The sequence below is a fragment of the Streptosporangium carneum genome (genome assembly GCF_027922005.1).
GTDB lineage: Bacteria > Actinomycetota > Actinomycetes > Streptosporangiales > Streptosporangiaceae > Streptosporangium > Streptosporangium carneum.
Genome location: NZ_BSEV01000026.1, coordinates 31,021 through 49,358, shown reverse-complemented (window position 1 = coordinate 49,358; position 18,338 = coordinate 31,021). Strand labels below are relative to the sequence as shown.

The window sequence follows — 18,338 nt, the reverse complement described above, 5'->3', positions numbered from 1 at the left end:
GGGCCGGGTCAGTCGCGGCAGCGGGCGGCCGAGTACAGGTGGCTGTCGGGGAACTCCGAGGCCGTCAGCACCCTGCCGACCACGATCACCGCGGTGCGGACGACGCCCGCGTCGCGGACCAGGCCCGCGATGTCGGCGAGCGTGCCGCGCAGGATCACCTCGTCGTCCCGGCTGGCCCTGGCGACCACGGCCGCCGGGCAGTCGGCGCCGTAGCCGGGGACCAGCTCCTCGACGACCGCCTCTATGCGCTGCACCGCGAGGTGCAGGACCATCGTGGCCCGGCTCAGGCCGAGTGTGCCGAGGTCCTCGCCCTCCGGCATGGGGGTGGCGCGCGCCGAGGTCCGGGTCAGCACCACCGTCTGGCCGACCCCGGGCACGGTGAGCTCCCGTTTCAGCGACGCGGCCGCCGCGGCGAAGGCGGGCACCCCGGGGATCACCTCGTAGGGCACGCCCTCGGCGTCCAGACGCCGCATCTGCTCGGCCATCGCGCTGAAGACCGACGGGTCGCCCGAGTGCAGCCTGGCCACGTCGTGGCCCGCCTCGTGGGCGGCCAGCATCTCCGCCACGATCTCGTCGAGCGCCATCCTGGCGGTGTCGACCAGGCGCGCGCCGGGCGGGCAGCACTCCAGCAGCTCGGCCGGGACCAGCGAACCGGCGTACAGGCACACCGGCGAGGCCGCGATCGCGCGTTGCCCCCGCACGGTGATCAGGTCCGCCGCGCCGGGACCCGCCCCGATGAACCGCACCGTCATCGTTCCCCCTCAACCGGCTCCGCCGCCGTTTCGACCGGCTTCACCACCGTCCAGATCGTCACCGGCATCATGGACCGCCAGCCGGTGAACCCGCCGACCGGGGCCGCCCTGGCGACCGACAGCCTGACCAGGTCGCCGCCGAGCGCGCCGTGCCAGGAGGCCAGCGCGGCCTCCGACTCGACGGTCACCGCGTTCGCGACCAGCCTGCCGCCGGGGCGCAGCGCCTCCCAGCAGCTCTGGACCACGCCGGGAACGGTCACCCCGCCGCCGACGAAGACCGCGTCGGGCGCCTCGAGTCCGGCGAGCGCCCCGGGGGCGGCGCCAGTCACCACGTGAAGGCCGGGCACGCCGAGCGCCGAGGCGTTCCTGGAGAGCCGCCCGGCCCGCTCCTCGTGTCTCTCGACCGCGACCGCCCGGTTGGCGGGGTGGCCGCGCATCCACTCGATGGCGACGCTGCCCGCTCCCGCGCCGACGTCCCACAGCAACTGGCCGGGGACGGGCGCGAGCCGGGACAGGGTCACCGCGCGCACCTCGCGCTTGGTGAGCTGGCCGTCGTGCTCGAAGGCCTCGTCCGGCAGGCCCGGCACGCAGGGCAGCGCGACGGTCCCGGGGTCGGCCCTGCACTCGACGGCGACGACGTTGAGATCGTGGGCGACGGGCAGGGACCAGTGCCGCGCGGTGCCGGAGACCAGGCGTTCCTCTTCGGCTCCCAGCCGTTCCAGCACGGTCACGGGACTCGCGCCGTACCCCTGGGCGGCGAGCAGCGCCGCGACCCGGGCGGGAGTGCGGCCGTCCGCGCTGAGGACCAGCACCCTGCGGCCCTCGTGGACGGCGCCGCGCACCGCCTCGACCGGACGGGTCACGAGGCTGACCACCTCGACGCGGTCGACGGCCCAGCCGAGCCTGGCGCAGGCCAGTGAGACCGAGGAGGGGGACGGCAGCACCCTGACCCGGTCCGCGCCCAGCAGCCGGACCAGCGTCGTGCCGACGCCGTGGAACATGGGGTCGCCGCTGGCCAGCACGCACACCCTGCGTCCCCGGTTGGCGGCGAGGAGGCCGGGCAGGGCCGGCAGCATCGGAGAGGGCCAGGCGAGGCGTTCCGCGCCCTGCGCGGTGGCCGGCTCCGGAATCAGCGCCAGCTGCCTGGCGCTGCCCATCAGGACCTCGGCGGCCTCCAGCTCACGCCGTGCCGCCGGAGGAAGCCCGGCCCAGCCGTCGGCGCCGACGCCGACGACCGTGACCGGGTCAGACATTGCCGAGCACCCGGGTGACGCTGATCTCGATGACGACGCGGGCGGGGTTCTCCCTCGGCTGCCGGTAGCGCTCGGCGTAGCGGCGCACGGCCTCGGCGACCGACTCGGGATCCCTGCGGATCACCGCGCGTCCCTCGAGCGTCGACCAGCGGCCGCCGTCCACCTGGCAGACCGCGACCCGCGCCCCCTCGTCTCCGGCGGCCAGCACGTGGCGGACCTTGTGCGAGCCTCCCGAGGTGATCACCCTGGCGATCCCGGCCTCCGCGTCCAGCGTCACCCCGACCGGGATGACGTGCGGCGTGCCGTCCGCCCTCAGGGTGGTCAGCGTGCACAGGTGGTACTCCCGCCAGAAGGCGTGGAACCCGTCTTCGCGATCTCTCAACACCCGTGTCTCTCCCGTCGCTGCGTCCACGGGGCGACATGCTAGCCGGGAGACGGGCCCGGCGGAGGATCGGCTCCGCCGGGCCCGCGGGAAGTCAGCCTGTCACGGCCGCCTGGTCGCGCTCCCGCTCGTAGGCCGCCAGGACCTGCTCGCGACGCTCCGCGGGGAGCCTGTCGACGTACAGCGTGCCGTTCAGGTGGTCGGTCTCGTGCTGCAGGCAGCGGGCGAGCAGTCCGGTGCCCTCGACCGTGATCGGCGCGCCGGCGACGTCGAACCCGTGCACCACGGCACGGTCCGGCCTGGCCAGCGACGCGCGCTGGCCGGGCACCGACAGGCAGCCCTCCTCGTAGTCGTCCAGGCGCCGCTCGTCCTCCGCGGGCAGCACCAGGGTCGGGTTGACGACGACGCCCCTGCGGTACTCCTCGGTCTCGTCGGGGCAGTCGTAGACGAACACCCTCAGGGGCACGCCGATCTGGTTGGCCGCGAGACCGACTCCCTCGGCGGCGTACATGCTCGCGAACATGTCGGCCACCAGGGTGACCAGCTCCTCGTCGAAGCCGGTCACGTCCTCACACGGGCGGTGCAGCACCGGCTCGCCGACGAACGTGATCGGTCTGGCCGTGCCCTCGCCGCTTGCTTCCATCCGTAACGCCTCCAGGTCGCCGTGTCGTTCGCGGCAGAAGACTACTCGTGGCCCGTGGATCCGCGGGAACGGTCGTTCAGCTGCCCGCGCTGTAGATGACCTGCTCGGGCCTGATCCGGACGGTGACGCGCTGCTCGCCCGGCTGACGGTAGGGGTAGGTCTCCACCCCGAGGTACTTCTTGGCGAGGCCGTCGATGACCTCGTCGGCGCCCTCGAGCTCCAGCTCCCCGACGCCGGAGACGCTCACCAGGTGGAAGGCGTCCTTGGGGTCCAGCACGCTCAGCGAGACCTGCGGGTTGGCGCGCAGGTGGCGCTCCTTGGCGCGGCCCACGGCCGTGTTGAAGATGACGTCGTCTCCGTCGACGGCCACCCAGACGACGGTGCTGTGCAGCGAGCCGTCAGGGCGCAGGGTGGTCACCCAGCCGTGAATGGGCTGGTTGAGCAGTTCCTTGGCGTCGTCGTTCAGCTTTCCCACGGGGACCTCCACGATTGCGTGATGTGCCTACGGACCAATCGAACATCACCGGCAACTGATCAATTCCACCGCCCCCGGATCAGTTCCGCGTCCCCGTGCCGGCCCGGCCTTCTGTGCCCCTGACCTGGCCCGCCGGGGCGGGCGGCGGACTCAGGGGCGTGTCGGAGGGCCCGATCCGGCGGGCGGGTCACGGCGGGACCGCGGCGACGAAGGCGGGTGGCGCGGGACAGGCGGCGCGGCGGGTGACGGCGGGCCCGCCGGAAGGGATCTCCGGCGGGCCTGCGGCGGGCGTCTCCGGTCAGGCGAGCAGCCGCGCCCGCAGGTCCGTGCGCCCCTCGTCCTGGTCCCTGCGCATCTCCACCACGTCCAGGGCCGCCAGCGCGACGCTCAGGTCGCTGATGTCGGCGATCTTCCGCATGTCCCGTCCTGTGAGCGCGCCGATCTGGCGCAGCCGGTAGGCCACGGTGTTCGGATGGACGAGCAGTTCCTCCGCGGTGCGCTGGAGGGCCAGGTCGCAGTTGAGGTAGACCCGCAGGGTCTCCAGCAGGTGCGGCTTCTCCGCCAGCGGCCCGATCCGGGTGTCGACGATCCGGCGCGACGCCCAGTGGTTGTGCGCCAGCAGCACCTCCAGGATCACCTGGGCGCACTGGGTGACCTGGCCGCGCCGGCCCCGGTGGATGGCGATCTCCAGGGCGGAGAGCGCCTGACGGCAGCTGTGCCCCGCGACGGCGAGGGAGTCCGAGGGCTCGCCGGAGGCGACGTACAGGGACGGGCTCAGCTCCTCGTCCTCCAGGAGCCGGGTCAGGAGCGGGATCAGCCCCGGCCCGTCCCTGTCGGTGGGGACGAGCGCCAGCATGAGCCCGTTGCGGTCGCGGATCAGCGCCTGCCGGTGCGGGTCGTGCCGCCACAGCGCGGCCAGCACCCTGCGCCTGGCCCTGTTCCAGTGCGGCAGGCCCGGCACCGGGGAGACCACGACGGCGCGGAACGGCTGGTGAGGGTCGATGCCGAGGACGCGCGCCTGCCCGTCGACCGTCGCGGCGTCGACGGGAGCCCCGGAGATCAGGCAGCTCAGCAGGTCGGTCCCGAGCCTGGAGTACCAGCTGGACAGCTCGTCGTGGGTGCTCTTGAACGACTCGAGCTCGTGCAGGCAGAGGCCGTCGAAGAAGCGGGCGACCCGCGCGACGACCCACCGCACCCCGTCCATGCTCAGCCAGGAACCGGACAGCAGGTGGTCGTTGACGAGCCGCTCCAGCGAGCGCAGCCACTCGACCGCGTCGGCCACGGGTTTGCCCTGGAGCGCGACCAGTGCCCCGCGGGTCACGGGGTACTCGATGTCGGCGTCCTCGTCGTCCAGGGCGCAGGCGCAGGTCCTGATGATCTGAAGGGCCCATTCGAACGTGTCGCGGGGGGCTGTCCGGTCGGCGGTCTCCGGGTCGGCTCCGGAGGCGTGCCTGCGGGCGAACTCGTTGGCTATGGGGGTCGCGCGGGACATGAGGTCGGCGGCGGCGACGGTCAGGACGTTGCTGCTCGGCATCCAGGCGCTCCTTCACTCCGTGTGCGTGAGGTGGCCGGGCCTGTTCGGAGCCCTGGTCACCTTGTGACAGAGGGTGCAGGGGTAACGCCAGGAGCGTACGCCGAGGACGACCGTTACCGCCATGGGCGGAGACACTCCCCGTGGCGGGACGGTCACCTGGGCCGCGCCCGGCCCTGCCGTCGGGCTGCCGTCGAACCGCCGTCGGACTGTGCGCCCGCCACAGGGTCCGCTCCGCAGGTTTGTGATCCGGCCCCCGTGACAGCCGGGCGGGCCGAACGTTGACTGTGTCGACATGCGCCACCGGCGCCCCCGCCGGCCGCCGGGCCCGTGCCCCTCGCGTCCATGGATGGTGAGAGATGACGACGCGCACTCCCGCGCCGGGGCCGCCGCGCGGCGGCCCCGGCGGGGAACGCCGCCGCCGGGGCCGCCCCCGCCTGCGGCGTCCGGCGTTCGCCGCCGTGGCGCTGGGCCTGCCCGTGGCGGTCATGCTGGCCGTCTACGCCTGGCCGGTCGGCGCCATGCTGGTCAGGAGCGTCACGGAACCGGAACCCGGCCTGTCGAACCTCGTCAGGGCGGTGACGGACCCGACGATCCTGCACGTGCTCTGGGTGACCGTCAGGATGGCGGCGGAGGTCGCGGTCGTCTCGGTGCTCCTCGGCTTCCCCGTGGCCTACTTTCTCGCCACCTCGCCCCCTCGGCGGGCCAGGGTCCTGCTGCTGCTCGTCGTGATCCCGTTCTGGACCAGCGTGCTGGTGCGGTCGTTCGCCTGGATCGTGCTGCTCGGCGACGGCGGGCTGGTGACGCGGCTGCTGCACCCGCTGACCGGCGACGGGCGAGGGCTGCTCTACGGCGAGGGCGCGGTGGTGGTGGCGCTCACGCACATCCTGCTTCCCTTTCCCGTCCTGATCATCAAGGCGGCGCTCGACCGGATCGACGGGTCGCTGACGCGGGCGGCCCGGACGCTGGGCGCCGGGCCGCTGCGCGCCTTCGCCCTGGTCTACCTGCCGCTGGCCGCCCCGGCGACCGCCGGCGGCGGCGTGCTGGTCTTCGTCATCGGGCTCGGCTTCTACGTCACGCCCGCGCTGGTCGGAGGCCCGAAGGAGAGCACGATCGCCGTGGTGATCGCGCGGAGCGTCCAGGAGACCTTCGACTGGGGCATGGCGGCGACGCTGGCGACCCTGCTCCTGCTGCTCGCGGTGGGCCTGGCCCTGGCGGTCAGAAGGCTGACCGCGGTGAAGGGGGCGGTGGCCCCGTGACCGTGCCCGCGTCCGTCCCCCCGTCTTCTCTGCCGTCTTCCCTGCCGTCTTCGCGGCCGTCGCCTCGGCCGCTCCCCCGGCCGCGCTCGCCCCGAGGGGACAGGCCGCCCTCGAGCCCGCTGGAACGCGCGCTCCGCCGCTGCCTGGCGGTCGTGGTCACGCTGGTCCTCGCCTTCCTCGTGGCTCCCGTCCTCATCGTGGTCGTCGAGTCGTTCAACGGCGTCGACTACCTGGCCTTCCCCCTCGAGGGCTGGTCCCTGAGGCACTACGAGCGTTTCCTCGGGGATGCGAGCTGGCTGGAGGCCACCGCGCTGAGCGCCAGGATCGCGCTGGTGGCCTCGGCCGTCGCGACGGTGGTCGGCACCGCCGCGGCCTGGGGACTGGCCCGCTTCGCGGGGCGCGGCAGGAGCGCGGCCTTCGCGCTGCTCTACTCGCCGATCGTGGTACCGGTCATCGTGCTGGCCATGAGCTACTACTTCCTGTTCGCCGACCTGCGCCTGATCGGCCGGTGGGCGGCGATCGCGGTCGCATACTCCGTCATGGGCGTCCCCTACGTCCTGGTCTCGGTGACGGGCGCCCTGCAACGGCTCGACCCCGAGCTCGAGAACGCGGCCCGCACGCTCGGCGCGGGGATCGCCCGCACCCTGCTCCGCGTCACGCTGCCCCAGCTCGCCTCCGCCGTCCTCGCGGGCGCGCTGTTCGCGTTCGTGATCGCCTTCGACGAGGCGGTCGTCATCCTGTTCGTGTCCGGCGGCGACTCGGTCACGCTGGCGCGCAAGCTCTGGGACAGCGTGCGCTACGACCTCACCCCCACGCTCGCGGTGGCCGGGACGGTGCTGATCTGCGTCTGCGTCGCGCTGTTCCTGCTCTCCGAGGCCGCGGGGGCCCTTCTCGGACGGCGGGAGCGCCGATGACCGGCACACGCGCACCGGACCGGGAGGGTCGCCCATGACCGACCAGGTCGCCTTCGACGGCGTCCACAAGTGGTACGGGGACGTGCCCGTCGTGCACGACCTCACCCTCGGCGTCGGGGCCGGGGAGTTCCTCACGCTGCTCGGGCCGAGCGGGTCAGGCAAGACAACCACACTTCGCGTGCTGGCGGGCCTGGAGGCCGTCACGTCCGGCGAGATCCGCCTGGCGGGCAGGACGATCACCGACGAGGCGCCGGAAAGGCGCAACATCGGGCTGGTGTTCCAGAACTACGCGCTGTTCCCCCACATGACGGTGGCGCAGAACGTCGCCTTCCCTCTCAGGGCTCGGCGGGCGGCCGGGATCGGGGCGAGGGTCGACCGGGCGCTGGAGATGACCCGGCTCACCGCGTTGCGCGAGCGCTACCCTCGCCAGCTGTCCGGCGGCCAGCAGCAGCGGGTGGCGCTGGCCCGCGCGTTCGTCTTCGACCCCGCCGTGCTGCTCATGGACGAGCCGCTGGGGGCGCTGGACCGCAACCTCCGCGACCACATGCGGCTGGAGCTGAAGGCCCTGCAACGGCGCGTCGGCGCCACCGTCGTGTACGTCACCCACGACCAGGAGGAGGCCCTGGCCATGTCCGACCGCGTCGGCGTCATGCACCGGGGGGTCCTGCAGCAGACCGCGTCCCCCGAGGAGATCTACGAGCGTCCCGTCAACTCCTTCGTCGCCAGGTTCCTCGGCCAGTCGGTCTGTCTGCCCGCCACCCGCGTCGAACGCGCCGAGCACACGGTCCTGCGGGTCGAGGGCGTCACCGGACCGATCCTGGTCGACCGGGACAACGACACCTGCGAGGACCTCTCGGGAGAGTTCATGATCCGCCCAGAGCGTCTCCGGATCGCCGGGCGACGCCCCGCCCCCTCCGGCGTCAACGCCGTCCGCTGCGTGGTCGAGGCCAGGGTCTACCTCGGCGCGCGGACCGAGGTCCGTCTGCGCGCCGAGGCGGGCGCGCCCCTCCAGGTCACGGTGCCGACCGGTGAGGGAGGGGCCCTGACGGAGGGATCGGCGCACTGGCTGAGCTGGACGCCCGCAGACGGCCGTTTTCTGACCCGGGTCGTCTGACCCGCTCCCCGCCGACCGTCACACCCCGCCGCGCCCGGAGCCCCCGGCCGACGGAGGGAGGAAGGTCATGGAGATCTCCACCGGACCCCTGAATCCCACCGGACGACGAAAGAAGGCTGGTTCGCCATGAGCACCTCCGACGGCCTCCCCCGCGATCCGCTCACACGGCGCGCCCTCCTGCGCCGGGGCGCACTGCTGACCGGCGGGCTGGCCGCCGTACCCCTGCTCGGTTCGTGCGGCGGAGGCGGAAGCGGCGACGGCCTGCGCGTGGTGGTGGCCGACTGGGGAGGCGCGCTCCAGGAGGCGGAGAAGAAGCACATCTTCGACCCCTTCAGCAGGGAGACGGGGATCGAGGTGGTCGTCTCCGGGCCGCCGACCGGCGCGAAGATCAAGGCGATGGTCGACACCGGCAACCCGGAGTGGGACCTCGTCGCCGGCGGCCCGTCCATCGTGCTGCCGCTCGGCCGCGAGTACTTCGAGCCGCTGCCCGACTCGCTGCTGAACGTCCCCGGCGTCGACCCGTCCTACGTGGACCGCAACTGGCTCGCCTACTACCTGTTCTCCGTCGTCCAGGGCTGGAACGCCAAGGCGCTGGGCGGGCGGGGCAGGCCGAGCGGCTGGGCGGACTTCTGGGACGTCGAGAGGTTCCCCGGCAAGCGCACCCTGCGGGGGGCCGACCAGGGCGTTCCCCCGGACCTGGAGTTCGCGCTGCTGAGCGACGGCGTGCCCATGGAGAGGCTGTACCCGCTCGACGTGGACCGCGCCTTCGCCAGGCTGGAGAGGCTCAGGAAGGACGTGCCCCAGTGGTGGGTCGCCGGCGCCCAGCCGGGGCAGATGCTGGTCAGCGGCCAGGTCTCCGCGGCCAGCGTCTTCGCCGCCCGGATCAGCGCGCTGATGAAGCAGGGCGCGCCCCTCGGCTTCACCTGGAACGGCGGCATGCTCCAGCTCGGAGCCTGGTCGGTGCCCCGGGGCGCGCGCAACAGGGACGCCGCCTTCAAGCTCATCGAGTTCTCCGTCCGCCCCGAGGTGCAGGCCGCCGTCTGGGGCGGCTACAACAACGGCCCGGCCAACAGCAGGGCCCTGCCCCTGATGGACAGGGACTGGGCGCGCACCCTGCCCACCCACCCGGCCAACGCCGAGGTCCAGTTCCTGTACGGCTCCGAGTGGTGGGGCCGCAACCGCCCAGCCGTCCTCAGACGCTTCCAGCGCTTCGCCGCCACCTGACAGAGGGTGAGTGGCTTCCATGATGGGCTGCGCCGGATGAGCCGCGTCCACCCGCCCGTGGTGCGGTCCCTTCGCTGAGGCGCCCGTCGCCCACCCGCCCCCGCTCGTCCACGTCCCTCCAGAGGGGGCAGGGGGCGGCGTGAAGGCCGGACGAGAACGCCAAGGCCGCCGAGGAGGAAACCCGGTGTGAGCAGTCGTGATCACGATTTCCTCGATTCGGCCGTCTCTCCTGGCTCGGCCGAGATTAGGATCACGCGACATGGACAGGCGCGCAGTGCTGTACGTGGTCGCGTGTGCCGCTCCGGCCACGGCCGGCCTTGCCCGGCTGGTGATGCTCGCTCAACAGGACGGCTGGCAGGTCCACGTGGTCGCCACCCCCATGGGGACCCGCTTCCTCGATGCCGTCGAGATCGAGCACCTGACCGGCGACCGGGTCCACAGTGCCTACCGCATGCCAGGAGAGCCGAAGGGGCTGCCCCCCGCCGACGCCGTGGTGGTAGCTCCTGCGACGTTCAACACGATCAACAAGTGGGCCGCCGGGATCGCGGACACGTTCGCGGTCGGCCTGTTGTGCGAAGTGACGGGCTTCGGCGTGCCGATCCTGGCCGTGCCTCTGCTGAAAGAGGCGCTGGCCCGTCATCCCGCTTTCTCCCGCAGCATGGAGACGCTGCGGGAGATAGGCGTACGGGTGTTGTTCGATCCTGACGCGTCGGCACACGCGCGCATGCCATCCTGGGAAAGCGTCATGCAGGAGCTACGCAGCGTAGTCGGAGACCAACCCCCGCAGAGGTGATGCGTGGACGCCCGCAGGGACACCGCTCTTGAGGAGATCGGTCAGCGAATCGCACGGGCACGCCGCCGTCGCGGACTTTCCCAATCCGTCCTCGCAGGACTGATCGGCCGCTCGGAAAGCTGGCTGAGTCAGGTCGAGCGCGGTCAACGTGCGGTGGACAGTCACAGTGTGATCACGGCGCTGTGTGAGAGCCTGAACATGGCAGTCAAGGATCTCATCATCGCGAAGACGGACGCCATGACGCACTACTCAGCCGCATCTACGGTCCGCCGCGCCATGATGGACTACGACGGTCTTTCTTCTTTGATCGACCCTCGCCGCGCCGAAGGCTCACCGGAGAGCCTGACGTGGCTGCGTCACGAGATCCGCCAGGTGAACCGCCTTTATCAGGCGACGCGCTACGACGAAGTCGGCAAACGTCTGCCAGGACTGATCATCGCTACCGAACTCGGCAGCCGTCAGGCATCTGCGCGCCAACAGCGTATCTATCAAACGCTCCGTTCATTGACCTACCACTGCGCAGCCACCACGTTACGCCGCGTCGGAGAGCCTGATCTCGCCTGGCTGGCGGCAGACCGTTCCATGGCCGCCGCCGAAGAGGCCGGGCGACCGCTGCTCGCCGCCGTGAGCGCCTATCGGCTTGGTTACGTTTTCGTGCGTCTGCGCGAACCTGACAAGGCGCTCCGCCTTGTCCTGCGCACAGCCGAGGCTTTGCGCAGGTCCGCACGCCACTCCGATCCCCAGTCGCTGTCCGTACTCGGCGCCCTCCACCTGGTGGCGGTCACGGCTGCAGCCGCCCGGCACGACCAGGCAGCCGTGAGCGCCTTTCTTTCGCAAGCCCGGCACGTCGCCGAACGCCTCGGAGAGGATCGGAACGACTTCTGGACGGCTTTCGGACCGACCAACGTCACCATCCACGAGGTATCGGCAGCGGTGGAGTCAGGAAACGCCCGCCAAGCCGTCACCAGGGGCGAGTCGATCGACCTCGGTGTCCTGGGCCCTGGCCTTGTCGGGCGGCGCGCCCAGGTCCACCTGGACCTGGCACGGGCCTACACGGTTCAGCGCAAGGACGCCGCGTCGGTGAACATGCTGCTCGAAGCCGAGCGGCTCTCTCCGGAACTCGTGCGGTACGGCGCACGCCCTCGCGAACTCCTGACTCAGCTTCTCAAACGTGAGCACCGGGCCAGCACCCCACAACTTCGGGCTCTGGCCATGAGGGCTGGCATCGCCTGACGTTCCGACCCGCACAAAAGTGCGGACTCTTTGACATCACCGGAGTACGGCTCTGCCCGTTGGGCCGAACCTAGGTTCTTCCTGGCGTCGGGACACCCCCGCTCGTGGAGCGAGGAGTGTGCGTCTCGCCACTCGAACATCATGAGTGCGACCATGGAGGATCAGGTGACACAGTACTCGTCGACGTCCGCTCCCCAGGAAACGATCGACATCGCCACAGCGCAGAAGCAGGACGAAGCGCTGATCGCGGTGCAGTGGCTGCTCAAGGAGCGGGGAGTGCGGGCTCGCCGCGATCACACAATCAATCTGGGGTTGTCCGCCGACCGCCCCGACGCCGCCCGGTGGCCGCACCGTCCTCCCGTCCTCCGCTCGCGGCTGACCCGGCGTCCTCCTGAGCTGGTCGTGCACGCCCCTTCGGGACGGCGCACCGTCACCGTGACCGCAGAACCGCACGGCGGCTACCTGGTCCGCCTGCACACCGCCCCTGTCCCCCAGATGATCGGCCGACAGCGACCGGAGAAGGTCGTGGAGCTGATTCTCGCGGCCGCTCCGGTGATGCACAGGGCATGGCCATGACGCTCCCGCCGTACGACCGCCGGGCGGTCGAGGCCGCCGAGCGCCTGCGCGCCCAGCAGCCCCGACCAGCACCTCCCCCGGGGTATCCGGTGTGAGCCCGCACGACCCGGCAGACGGTTCCTGTCTCAGGAACGGCCTCGACGGCCTCTACGCCGAGTGGGGCACTCTCCCTGAAGCTGGTACGGCGGCGCGGTCTTCCCCAGCTCCCGCGCCGCCGTACCTGTTCGGAGATCAGCGAATCTGGACCGCCCTGCCACTTGATGACCGTCGTCCAGTGCCTGGTCCCGAGCGAATACAGTTCACAGATCACGCGATGGCCGGTGTCATTTCACGACGCCATGCGCGTAACCAGACCGAACTCGTGCACCGCTTCCCGGGAAGCAGGCCGAGAGGACCGTCTCCCGTTCCCCAGCCCACTGTCTCACCGGGGAACGGGCTCCGTCAGCCGCGGGCCGTACCTTCGCGGCGCGCCGGGTTCAGAGCGCCTCGGCGAAGCGGTCGACCTGGTCGGGGTCGCGGCCGTAGCAGTAGAGCACGACCTCGTCCGCGCCCAGGTCCTCGAACCGCGCGATCGCCTCGCGGATCCGGCCGGGGGTGGTGAGCATCCCGGAGACCATGCGCTCGGCCGTGCCGGTGAACTCGTAGTAGGCGGCCATGGAGGCGCGGGCGTCGTCGACCACGTCCTGCGGGCCGAGGGCGGCGTTGACCTGGGCGACGATGCGCGGCTCGCCCTCGCGGCCGTGTCTTCTCCACGCCTCGCGAACGGTGTCGAAGAGCCCGCCGGCCCAGGAGGGCGGGGCGGCGGCCAGGAAGCCGTCGCCCCAGCGAGCGACGCGTTCGAGCGCGGCGGGCCGGAATCCGCCGAACAGGACCTCGGGGCCTCCGGGACGGGCGGGGGCGGGGCCGACGGGACCCGCGCCGTCGCCGTACGGCTCGCCCGACCACAGGCGGCGCATGACGGCCATCTGCTCGTCCAGGCGTCGGCCGCGGGTGCGGACGTCGGTGCCCGAGGCGAGGTGGTCGTCGTCCCTGCCGCCGACGCCGAGGCCCAGGACCAGGCGGCCGCCGGAGAGGCGGTCGAGGGTCGCGGCCTGTTTGGCGAGCAGGACGGGCTCGCGCAGGGGCGCGAGGAGGACCTCGGTCTGCACCCGGACGCGGGTGGTGGCGCCGGCGAGGACGGCGAGGGCGACCAGAGGCTCTGGGTTGTCGTAGACGAGACGGTCGAGCAGGCCGAGAGTGGTGAAGGGACCGGCGTCGGCGCGCCGGGCCCATTCGAGCAGCGACACGGGGTCGGCGATGGGCAGGCCAAGACCGACGTTCATGGGAGACCTCCGAAAGAAAGAAGGAACGACGAAAGAACGCCGCCCCTCCTGGCGTCCCGGCCGCCGCGCGGCCGACAGACGGGCGCTCCCGCTCTGCGGCTTGCTTCTGGGGAGCGCTGGTTCAGAGTGGTCTCACTCTAGGTGAACACTGTTCTCCCGGCAACCCAGGCGATCTTCCGCTGCCCGGCGTGGGCCGCACGGCCGTCTCGCGTCCCGCCGTCCGCCGATCGCGCCGGGGACCGACGAGGGCGCGGAAGGCGGGGCCGTACGATCGCGGGGTGATCGCCCGTCAGAGTCAGATCGTCGTCGACTGCGCCTCCCCGATGAGGCTCGCCGTCTTCTGGAGCCGTCTGCTGGGCGGCACGCCGGTGCACCGTGATCCCGGCTGGTCCCACGTCGACCCGCCGGGCGGGCTGCGGCTGGCGTTCCAGCGGGTCCCCGAGCCGAAGGCGGGCAAGAACCGGCTCCATCTGGACCTGGCCGTCGACGACGTCTCCGCGGCGGCGGAGGGCGCGTCCGCGCTGGGCGGCGAGCGCGCGGGCGACCTCGTGCGCGACGCGGTCGGCGCCTTCCAGGTCATGCGGGACCCGGAGGGCAACGAGTTCTGCTTCGTCAGCCCCTGAGGAGAGGCGGGGAGAACGGGGTGGGCGGGGCGTGAACTCCGACGGGGACTTGTGGTGAGACATCGCCGACCACTTCTCCTACGGAAAGGCCGGCTCCGATGCCATGGTGCACACGATGACGGCGCCGCCCACGACCGGGACCAGGGACAGCGATCTGCTGGAGGAGTCCCTGACGCGTCCCGAGGCGTTCTCCGCGCTGTTCGACCGCTACTCCGGAATGCTCTACCGGTACGTCTCCCGCAGGCTGGGCCCCGAGGTCGCCGAGGATCTGGTCGGCGAGACGTTCCTGGTCGCCTTCGGCCGCAGGGCGCACTACGACCTGGCCTACGCCGACGCCCGGCCCTGGCTGTTCGGCATCGCCACCAAACTCGTCTCCAGGCACCACCGCACCGAGGCCGCCAGGTACCGGGCGCTGCGGCGCGCTCCCGTCGAGGGCGTGGTGGAGAGCCCTGCGGAGCGGGTGGTCGCCGAGGTCGCCGCCCGGACCTCGCGTCCCGTGCTCGCCGGCGCGCTGGCGGGGCTTGCGGCGAAGGACCGCGACGTCCTGCTGCTGATCGCCTGGTGTGACCTGTCGTACGAGGAGGTCGCGCGCTCCCTCGGCATCCCGGTCGGCACCGTGCGCTCCCGCCTCAACAGGGCTCGCAGGAAAGTCCGCGCCGCGCTCGGCGACGCCGATCCGATGCACGAGGAGGAGTGACCATGGACGACCTGACGATGCTCCGCCGTCTCGGCGAGGATCTGGAGCACGAGCCGCCCGCCACGCTCGCCCTCCAGCGACGACGACTGCCGGACGGCCTGCCCGGCGCCCCGAGCCGCCCCCTGAACAGGCCCCGCTGGATACGCGGCTGGGCGATGATCGGGCTGGCCGCCGCGATCACCGCCGCCGTCCTCGTCGCCCCCACCGTGCTTCTGGAGAACCTCGGCCGCGTGGCGGCCCCGGTGCCGAGCCCGACGGGGGCTCGCCCGACCAAGCCGAACGAGGCGCTCAACGTGCTGCTGGTCGGGACGGACGGCCGGCCGGGACCGGCGTTCCGTGGAAACGGGCTCGACGCGCGCAGCGACACGATGGTCCTGCTGCACCTGTCCGCGGACCGCGGACGCGTCGGCGTCGTCAGCATCCCGCGGGACTCGATGGTGCGGATCCCCGCCTGCGTGAGCCCGGCGGGCACGGCCGTCCCTGCCAGGACCGACATGATCAACTCAGCCTTCGCCACCGGCGGCCTGTCCTGTGTGTGGAAGACGGTCGAGATCCTGACGAAGGTCCGCGTCGACCACGCCATGGAGATCGACTTCTCCGGCTTCAGGGAGATGGTGGACGCCCTCGGCGGGATCGAGATCACTGTTCCCCAGGCGGTGGACGACCCGAAGGCCAAGCTGAAGCTGCGCAAGGGAAGGCAGATTCTCAACGGCGAGCAGGCGCTGGGCTACGTCAGGGCCCGCTACTCCCTCGGCGACGGGACGGACCTGGAGCGGATCAAGCGCCAGCAGCGGTTCATGAGGGCACTGGCGCAGAAAGCCGGGGGCCTGCTGACCGACCCCGTCCGCCTGTCCGCCTTCCTCGACAAGGCCTCCGCGGCGATCAGGACCGACGCCGGGCTCGACCTGCCGACGATGCGGTCGATCTTCGACAGCCTGAAGGAGACCCGTCCGGAGGCCGTCGAGTTCGTCACGGTCCCCGTCCGCCCGCACCCCGCCGACCCCCACCGGCTCGAATGGGACCGCTCCGCCGCCGAGCGGCTCTTCACACGGCTGCGGGAAGACGCCGGGTGAGCTTTCCCAGGGGTCCGCACGGCCGTCGCGACCGCGGGGGAACGGCCGTGCGAACCCCTGAGGCGGGCCTCTCGGGCACGCCCGAACGCGAGGAGGCGGCACGGCGGACAGTGCGGCGGACAGTGCGGCGTCCATGGGCCGTCCCCGCTCCGCCGTGCCTCGGTGCGGCAGTCCGCACCCTCAGTGGGACAATGTTCGAGTGAGCATGCGTGTACGCTCCGCGATCAGGGTCGAGGGCATCGTGCAGGGGGTGGGGTTCCGCCCCTTCGTGTACGGCCTGGCGGTGCGGCTCGGTCTCGGCGGGCTGGTCGGCAACGACGAGCGCGGCGTGTTCATCGAGGTCGAGGGGGCTCCCGCGCTGGTCGAGGAGTTCACGGCGGCGCTCGGCGGGAGCCCGCCGCCGCTGGCGGTGATCGAGCGGATCAGCTCGCGCGCGGTTCCCGCGACGGGTGAGACCCGCTTCGCCATCGCGCGGAGCGCGGCGGGCGGCCGCAGGCGCGCGCTCGTCTCACCGGACGTGGCCACCTGCGCCGACTGCCTGCGCGAGATGGACGACCCCGCAGACCGCCGGTACGGCTACGCGTTCACCAACTGCACGAACTGCGGCCCCCGGTTCACGATCGTCGAGAACGTGCCCTACGACAGGCCGAACACCACGATGGCGGCCTTCGCCATGTGCGAGGACTGCGCGCGGGAGTACCACGATCCGGGAGACAGGCGCTTCCACGCCCAGCCGGTGTGCTGTCCCGCCTGCGGACCGCGGCTGCGGCTGCTCGACCGGGTGGGCGGGCGGGTCGCGGGCGACCCCCTCCAGGGAGCCGTGGAGCTGTTACGCGGCGGGAGGGTGCTGGCGGTCAAGGGGCTCGGCGGATATCACCTGGCCGCGGTCGCCTCCTGCGAGCCCGCGGTCGCGGCACTGCGCTCCCGTAAGCACAGGGAGGACAAGCCCTTCGCGGTCATGGTGTCCGACCTGGCCGGGGCGCGGCGGCTGTGCGAGGTGGACGGGGCGGAGGAGCGGCTGCTCACGGCCCCTTCCCGCCCGATCGTGCTGCTGCGGCGGCGCGGGGACGCCGACGTCGCGCCCTCGGTCGCGCCGGGGAGCCGGTGGCTGGGCCTGATGTTGCCCTACACCCCGCTGCACCATCTGCTGCTGCGGCGGCTGGCCGAACCCGCCGTGCTCACCAGCGGCAACGTCTCCGACGAGCCGATCGCCTACCTCGACGACGACGCCGTGGCGCGTCTGGGCGGCGTCGCCGACGCCTTTCTCGTCCACGACCGGCCGATCCGCACCCGCACGGACGACTCGGTCGTCCGCGTCTTCCGCGGCGACGTGCTGCCGGTCCGGCGCTCCCGCGGCCACGTCCCTCATCCGCTGCCCCTCGCCTGGGAGCTCCCCAGGCCCGTCCTCGCCTGCGGGGCCGAGCTGAAGCACACCTTCTGCGTCGCCAGGGGCGGGCACGCCTTCGTGTCCCACCACATCGGCGACCTGGAGAACTACGAGACGTTCCGGTCCTTCACCGAGGGGGTCGGCCACTTCACCCGGCTGTTCGACGTCGTCCCCGAGGTGGTCGCCCACGACCTGCATCCGGAGTACCTGTCCACCAAGTACGCGCTGGCCCAGGAGGGGGTCGACCTGGTCGCGGTGCAGCACCACCACGCGCACGTCGCCTCCTGTCTGGCCGACAACGGGGTGGCGGGGCCGGTGATCGGGGTGGCGTTCGACGGGCTCGGCTACGGCCAGGACGCGACGCTGTGGGGCGGCGAGTTCCTGGTCGCCGATCTGACCGGGTTCGAGCGCGCGGGTCATCTGGCCACGGTGCCGATGCCGGGCGGGACGGCCGCGATCAGACAGCCGTGGCGGATGGCCGCCGCCTATCTCGACGCGGCCTACGACGGCGCGCCGCCCGGGGACCTGGACGTCGTGCGGCGCAACGCGGCGAGCTGGGAGGCCGTCGTCGCGCTGGGCCACCGCGGCGTGAACGCCCCCCTCACCTCCAGCATGGGCAGGCTGTTCGACGCGGTCGCGACGGTCGCGGGCGGCCGTGACGTGATCAACTACGAGGGACAGGCCGCGGTCGAGTGGGAGCAGCGCGCCGACCCCGGGGAGACGGGCGAGTACGGCTTCCGCGTGACGGACGGGACGCCCTTCGCCGTCTCCGGCTCCGACCTGGTCAGGGCGGTGGCCGACGACCTTCGGGCGGGCGCGGAGCCCGGGGTGGTCTCGGCCAGGTTCCACAACGCGGTCGCCCGCGTCGTCGCCGAGGGCTGCCGCCGGGTCAGGGAGACGAGCGGCCTGTCCACGGTGGCGCTGTCGGGGGGTGTGTTCCAGAACGTCCTGCTGCTCGAACGGGCCACGACCCTGCTGGAGGATCTCGGCTTCCACGTGCTGCTGCACAGGCGCGTGCCGCCGAACGACGGCGGGATCAGCCTCGGCCAGGCCGCCGTCGCGGGCGCCAGGGACAGGCTCGGCTGAC

18 protein-coding genes are annotated in these 18,338 nt (G+C 72.2%); 11 read left to right on the top strand and 7 right to left on the bottom strand.

The genetic code is table 11. From position 1 onward, the window contains the following. Positions 1 to 8: 8 nt before the first annotated feature. The 6 genes from cobM to PKF00_RS35645 all read right to left on the bottom strand — a co-directional run bounded on the left by cobM (position 9) and on the right by PKF00_RS35645 (position 5,039). On the bottom strand, positions 9 to 752 hold the full coding sequence (cobM, locus tag PKF00_RS35670; RefSeq protein WP_271222130.1) for a precorrin-4 C(11)-methyltransferase: 744 nt from the start codon (positions 750 to 752) through the stop codon (positions 9 to 11). Next, complete coding sequence (gene cbiE, locus PKF00_RS35665; RefSeq protein ID WP_271222129.1) at positions 749 to 2,005, bottom strand: precorrin-6y C5,15-methyltransferase (decarboxylating) subunit CbiE; 1,257 nt, start codon at positions 2,003 to 2,005, stop codon at positions 749 to 751. Before cbiE ends, cobM begins: the two co-directional genes overlap by 4 nt. Further along, positions 1,998 to 2,417 carry a pyridoxamine 5'-phosphate oxidase family protein gene (locus PKF00_RS35660; protein WP_271222128.1) on the bottom strand — a complete coding sequence of 140 codons (420 nt, stop codon included), beginning with the start codon at positions 2,415 to 2,417 and terminating at the stop codon, positions 1,998 to 2,000. The genes cbiE and PKF00_RS35660 overlap by 8 nt, the downstream gene beginning before the upstream one ends. Positions 2,418 to 2,481: 64 nt before the next feature. Continuing rightward, positions 2,482 to 3,030 (bottom strand): peptide deformylase, encoded by a 549-nt coding sequence (def, locus tag PKF00_RS35655; RefSeq protein ID WP_271222127.1) that lies wholly within the window; start codon positions 3,028 to 3,030, stop codon positions 2,482 to 2,484. Between the two features lie 76 nt (positions 3,031 to 3,106). Continuing rightward, on the bottom strand, positions 3,107 to 3,505 hold the full coding sequence (locus tag PKF00_RS35650) for a PPOX class F420-dependent oxidoreductase (protein WP_271222126.1): 399 nt from the start codon (positions 3,503 to 3,505) through the stop codon (positions 3,107 to 3,109). A gap of 298 nt (positions 3,506 to 3,803) precedes the next feature. Then, on the bottom strand, positions 3,804 to 5,039 hold the full coding sequence (locus PKF00_RS35645) for a PucR family transcriptional regulator (RefSeq protein ID WP_271222125.1): 1,236 nt from the start codon (positions 5,037 to 5,039) through the stop codon (positions 3,804 to 3,806). A gap of 356 nt (positions 5,040 to 5,395) precedes the next feature. Here PKF00_RS35645 and PKF00_RS35640 point away from each other — a divergent pair, with 356 nt between their 5' ends. From PKF00_RS35640 to PKF00_RS35610, 7 genes are all read left to right on the top strand, one after another. Further along, positions 5,396 to 6,295 carry an ABC transporter permease gene (locus PKF00_RS35640; protein ID WP_271222124.1) on the top strand — a complete coding sequence of 300 codons (900 nt, stop codon included), beginning with the start codon at positions 5,396 to 5,398 and terminating at the stop codon, positions 6,293 to 6,295. Positions 6,296 to 6,447: 152 nt separating this feature from the next. Continuing rightward, complete coding sequence (locus PKF00_RS35635; RefSeq protein WP_271222123.1) at positions 6,448 to 7,209, top strand: ABC transporter permease; 762 nt, start codon at positions 6,448 to 6,450, stop codon at positions 7,207 to 7,209. Positions 7,210 to 7,243: 34 nt separating this feature from the next. Continuing rightward, entirely contained in the window at positions 7,244 to 8,323 is a 1,080-nt protein-coding gene (locus PKF00_RS35630) for an ABC transporter ATP-binding protein (protein ID WP_271222122.1), read from the top strand. A 126-nt stretch (positions 8,324 to 8,449) separates the two neighbouring features. Then, entirely contained in the window at positions 8,450 to 9,547 is a 1,098-nt protein-coding gene (locus PKF00_RS35625; protein ID WP_271222121.1) for an ABC transporter substrate-binding protein, read from the top strand. A gap of 259 nt (positions 9,548 to 9,806) precedes the next feature. After that, positions 9,807 to 10,340, top strand: coding sequence for a flavoprotein (locus PKF00_RS35620; RefSeq protein ID WP_271222120.1), 534 nt, complete (start codon positions 9,807 to 9,809; stop codon positions 10,338 to 10,340). A 3-nt stretch (positions 10,341 to 10,343) separates the two neighbouring features. After that, positions 10,344 to 11,573: a helix-turn-helix domain-containing protein gene (locus PKF00_RS35615; protein ID WP_271222119.1), complete on the top strand. Its 1,230-nt coding sequence runs from the start codon at positions 10,344 to 10,346 to the stop codon at positions 11,571 to 11,573. A gap of 165 nt (positions 11,574 to 11,738) precedes the next feature. Next, the gene (locus PKF00_RS35610) at positions 11,739 to 12,149 is read left to right on the top strand and encodes a hypothetical protein (protein ID WP_271222118.1); all 411 of its coding nucleotides are present in this window, start codon (positions 11,739 to 11,741) and stop codon (positions 12,147 to 12,149) included. A 476-nt stretch (positions 12,150 to 12,625) separates the two neighbouring features. Here the strand turns inward: PKF00_RS35610 and PKF00_RS35605 are convergent, their stop codons facing one another. Continuing rightward, positions 12,626 to 13,471: an LLM class flavin-dependent oxidoreductase gene (locus PKF00_RS35605; protein ID WP_344929304.1), complete on the bottom strand. Its 846-nt coding sequence runs from the start codon at positions 13,469 to 13,471 to the stop codon at positions 12,626 to 12,628. Between the two features lie 278 nt (positions 13,472 to 13,749). Between PKF00_RS35605 and PKF00_RS35600 the strand changes: the two genes are divergently transcribed. From PKF00_RS35600 to hypF, 4 genes are all read left to right on the top strand, one after another. Continuing rightward, positions 13,750 to 14,094 (top strand): VOC family protein, encoded by a 345-nt coding sequence (locus PKF00_RS35600; protein ID WP_271222117.1) that lies wholly within the window; start codon positions 13,750 to 13,752, stop codon positions 14,092 to 14,094. Between the two features lie 115 nt (positions 14,095 to 14,209). After that, the gene (locus PKF00_RS35595; protein WP_271222116.1) at positions 14,210 to 14,791 is read left to right on the top strand and encodes an RNA polymerase sigma factor; all 582 of its coding nucleotides are present in this window, start codon (positions 14,210 to 14,212) and stop codon (positions 14,789 to 14,791) included. A gap of 2 nt (positions 14,792 to 14,793) precedes the next feature. Continuing rightward, positions 14,794 to 15,864, top strand: coding sequence for an LCP family glycopolymer transferase (locus PKF00_RS35590; protein ID WP_271222115.1), 1,071 nt, complete (start codon positions 14,794 to 14,796; stop codon positions 15,862 to 15,864). Positions 15,865 to 16,069: 205 nt separating this feature from the next. Then, entirely contained in the window at positions 16,070 to 18,337 is a 2,268-nt protein-coding gene (gene hypF / locus PKF00_RS35585; RefSeq protein WP_271222191.1) for a carbamoyltransferase HypF, read from the top strand. The last annotated feature ends 1 nt before the right edge of the window (position 18,338 follow it).

Coding starts and splice junctions, on each gene's coding strand:
- cobM (WP_271222130.1), bottom strand. CDS start 752: ATGACGGTGCGGTTCATCGGGGCGGGTCCCGGCGCGGCGGACCTGATC.
- cbiE (WP_271222129.1), bottom strand. CDS start 2,005: ATGTCTGACCCGGTCACGGTCGTCGGCGTCGGCGCCGACGGCTGGGCC.
- def (WP_271222127.1), bottom strand. CDS start 3,030: ATGGAAGCAAGCGGCGAGGGCACGGCCAGACCGATCACGTTCGTCGGC.
- PKF00_RS35645 (WP_271222125.1), bottom strand. CDS start 5,039: ATGCCGAGCAGCAACGTCCTGACCGTCGCCGCCGCCGACCTCATGTCC.
- PKF00_RS35640 (WP_271222124.1), top strand. CDS start 5,396: ATGACGACGCGCACTCCCGCGCCGGGGCCGCCGCGCGGCGGCCCCGGC.
- PKF00_RS35630 (WP_271222122.1), top strand. CDS start 7,244: ATGACCGACCAGGTCGCCTTCGACGGCGTCCACAAGTGGTACGGGGAC.
- PKF00_RS35625 (WP_271222121.1), top strand. CDS start 8,450: ATGAGCACCTCCGACGGCCTCCCCCGCGATCCGCTCACACGGCGCGCC.
- PKF00_RS35620 (WP_271222120.1), top strand. CDS start 9,807: ATGGACAGGCGCGCAGTGCTGTACGTGGTCGCGTGTGCCGCTCCGGCC.
- PKF00_RS35605 (WP_344929304.1), bottom strand. CDS start 13,471: ATGAACGTCGGTCTTGGCCTGCCCATCGCCGACCCCGTGTCGCTGCTC.
- PKF00_RS35595 (WP_271222116.1), top strand. CDS start 14,210: ATGACGGCGCCGCCCACGACCGGGACCAGGGACAGCGATCTGCTGGAG.
- PKF00_RS35590 (WP_271222115.1), top strand. CDS start 14,794: ATGGACGACCTGACGATGCTCCGCCGTCTCGGCGAGGATCTGGAGCAC.
- hypF (WP_271222191.1), top strand. CDS start 16,070: ATGCGTGTACGCTCCGCGATCAGGGTCGAGGGCATCGTGCAGGGGGTG.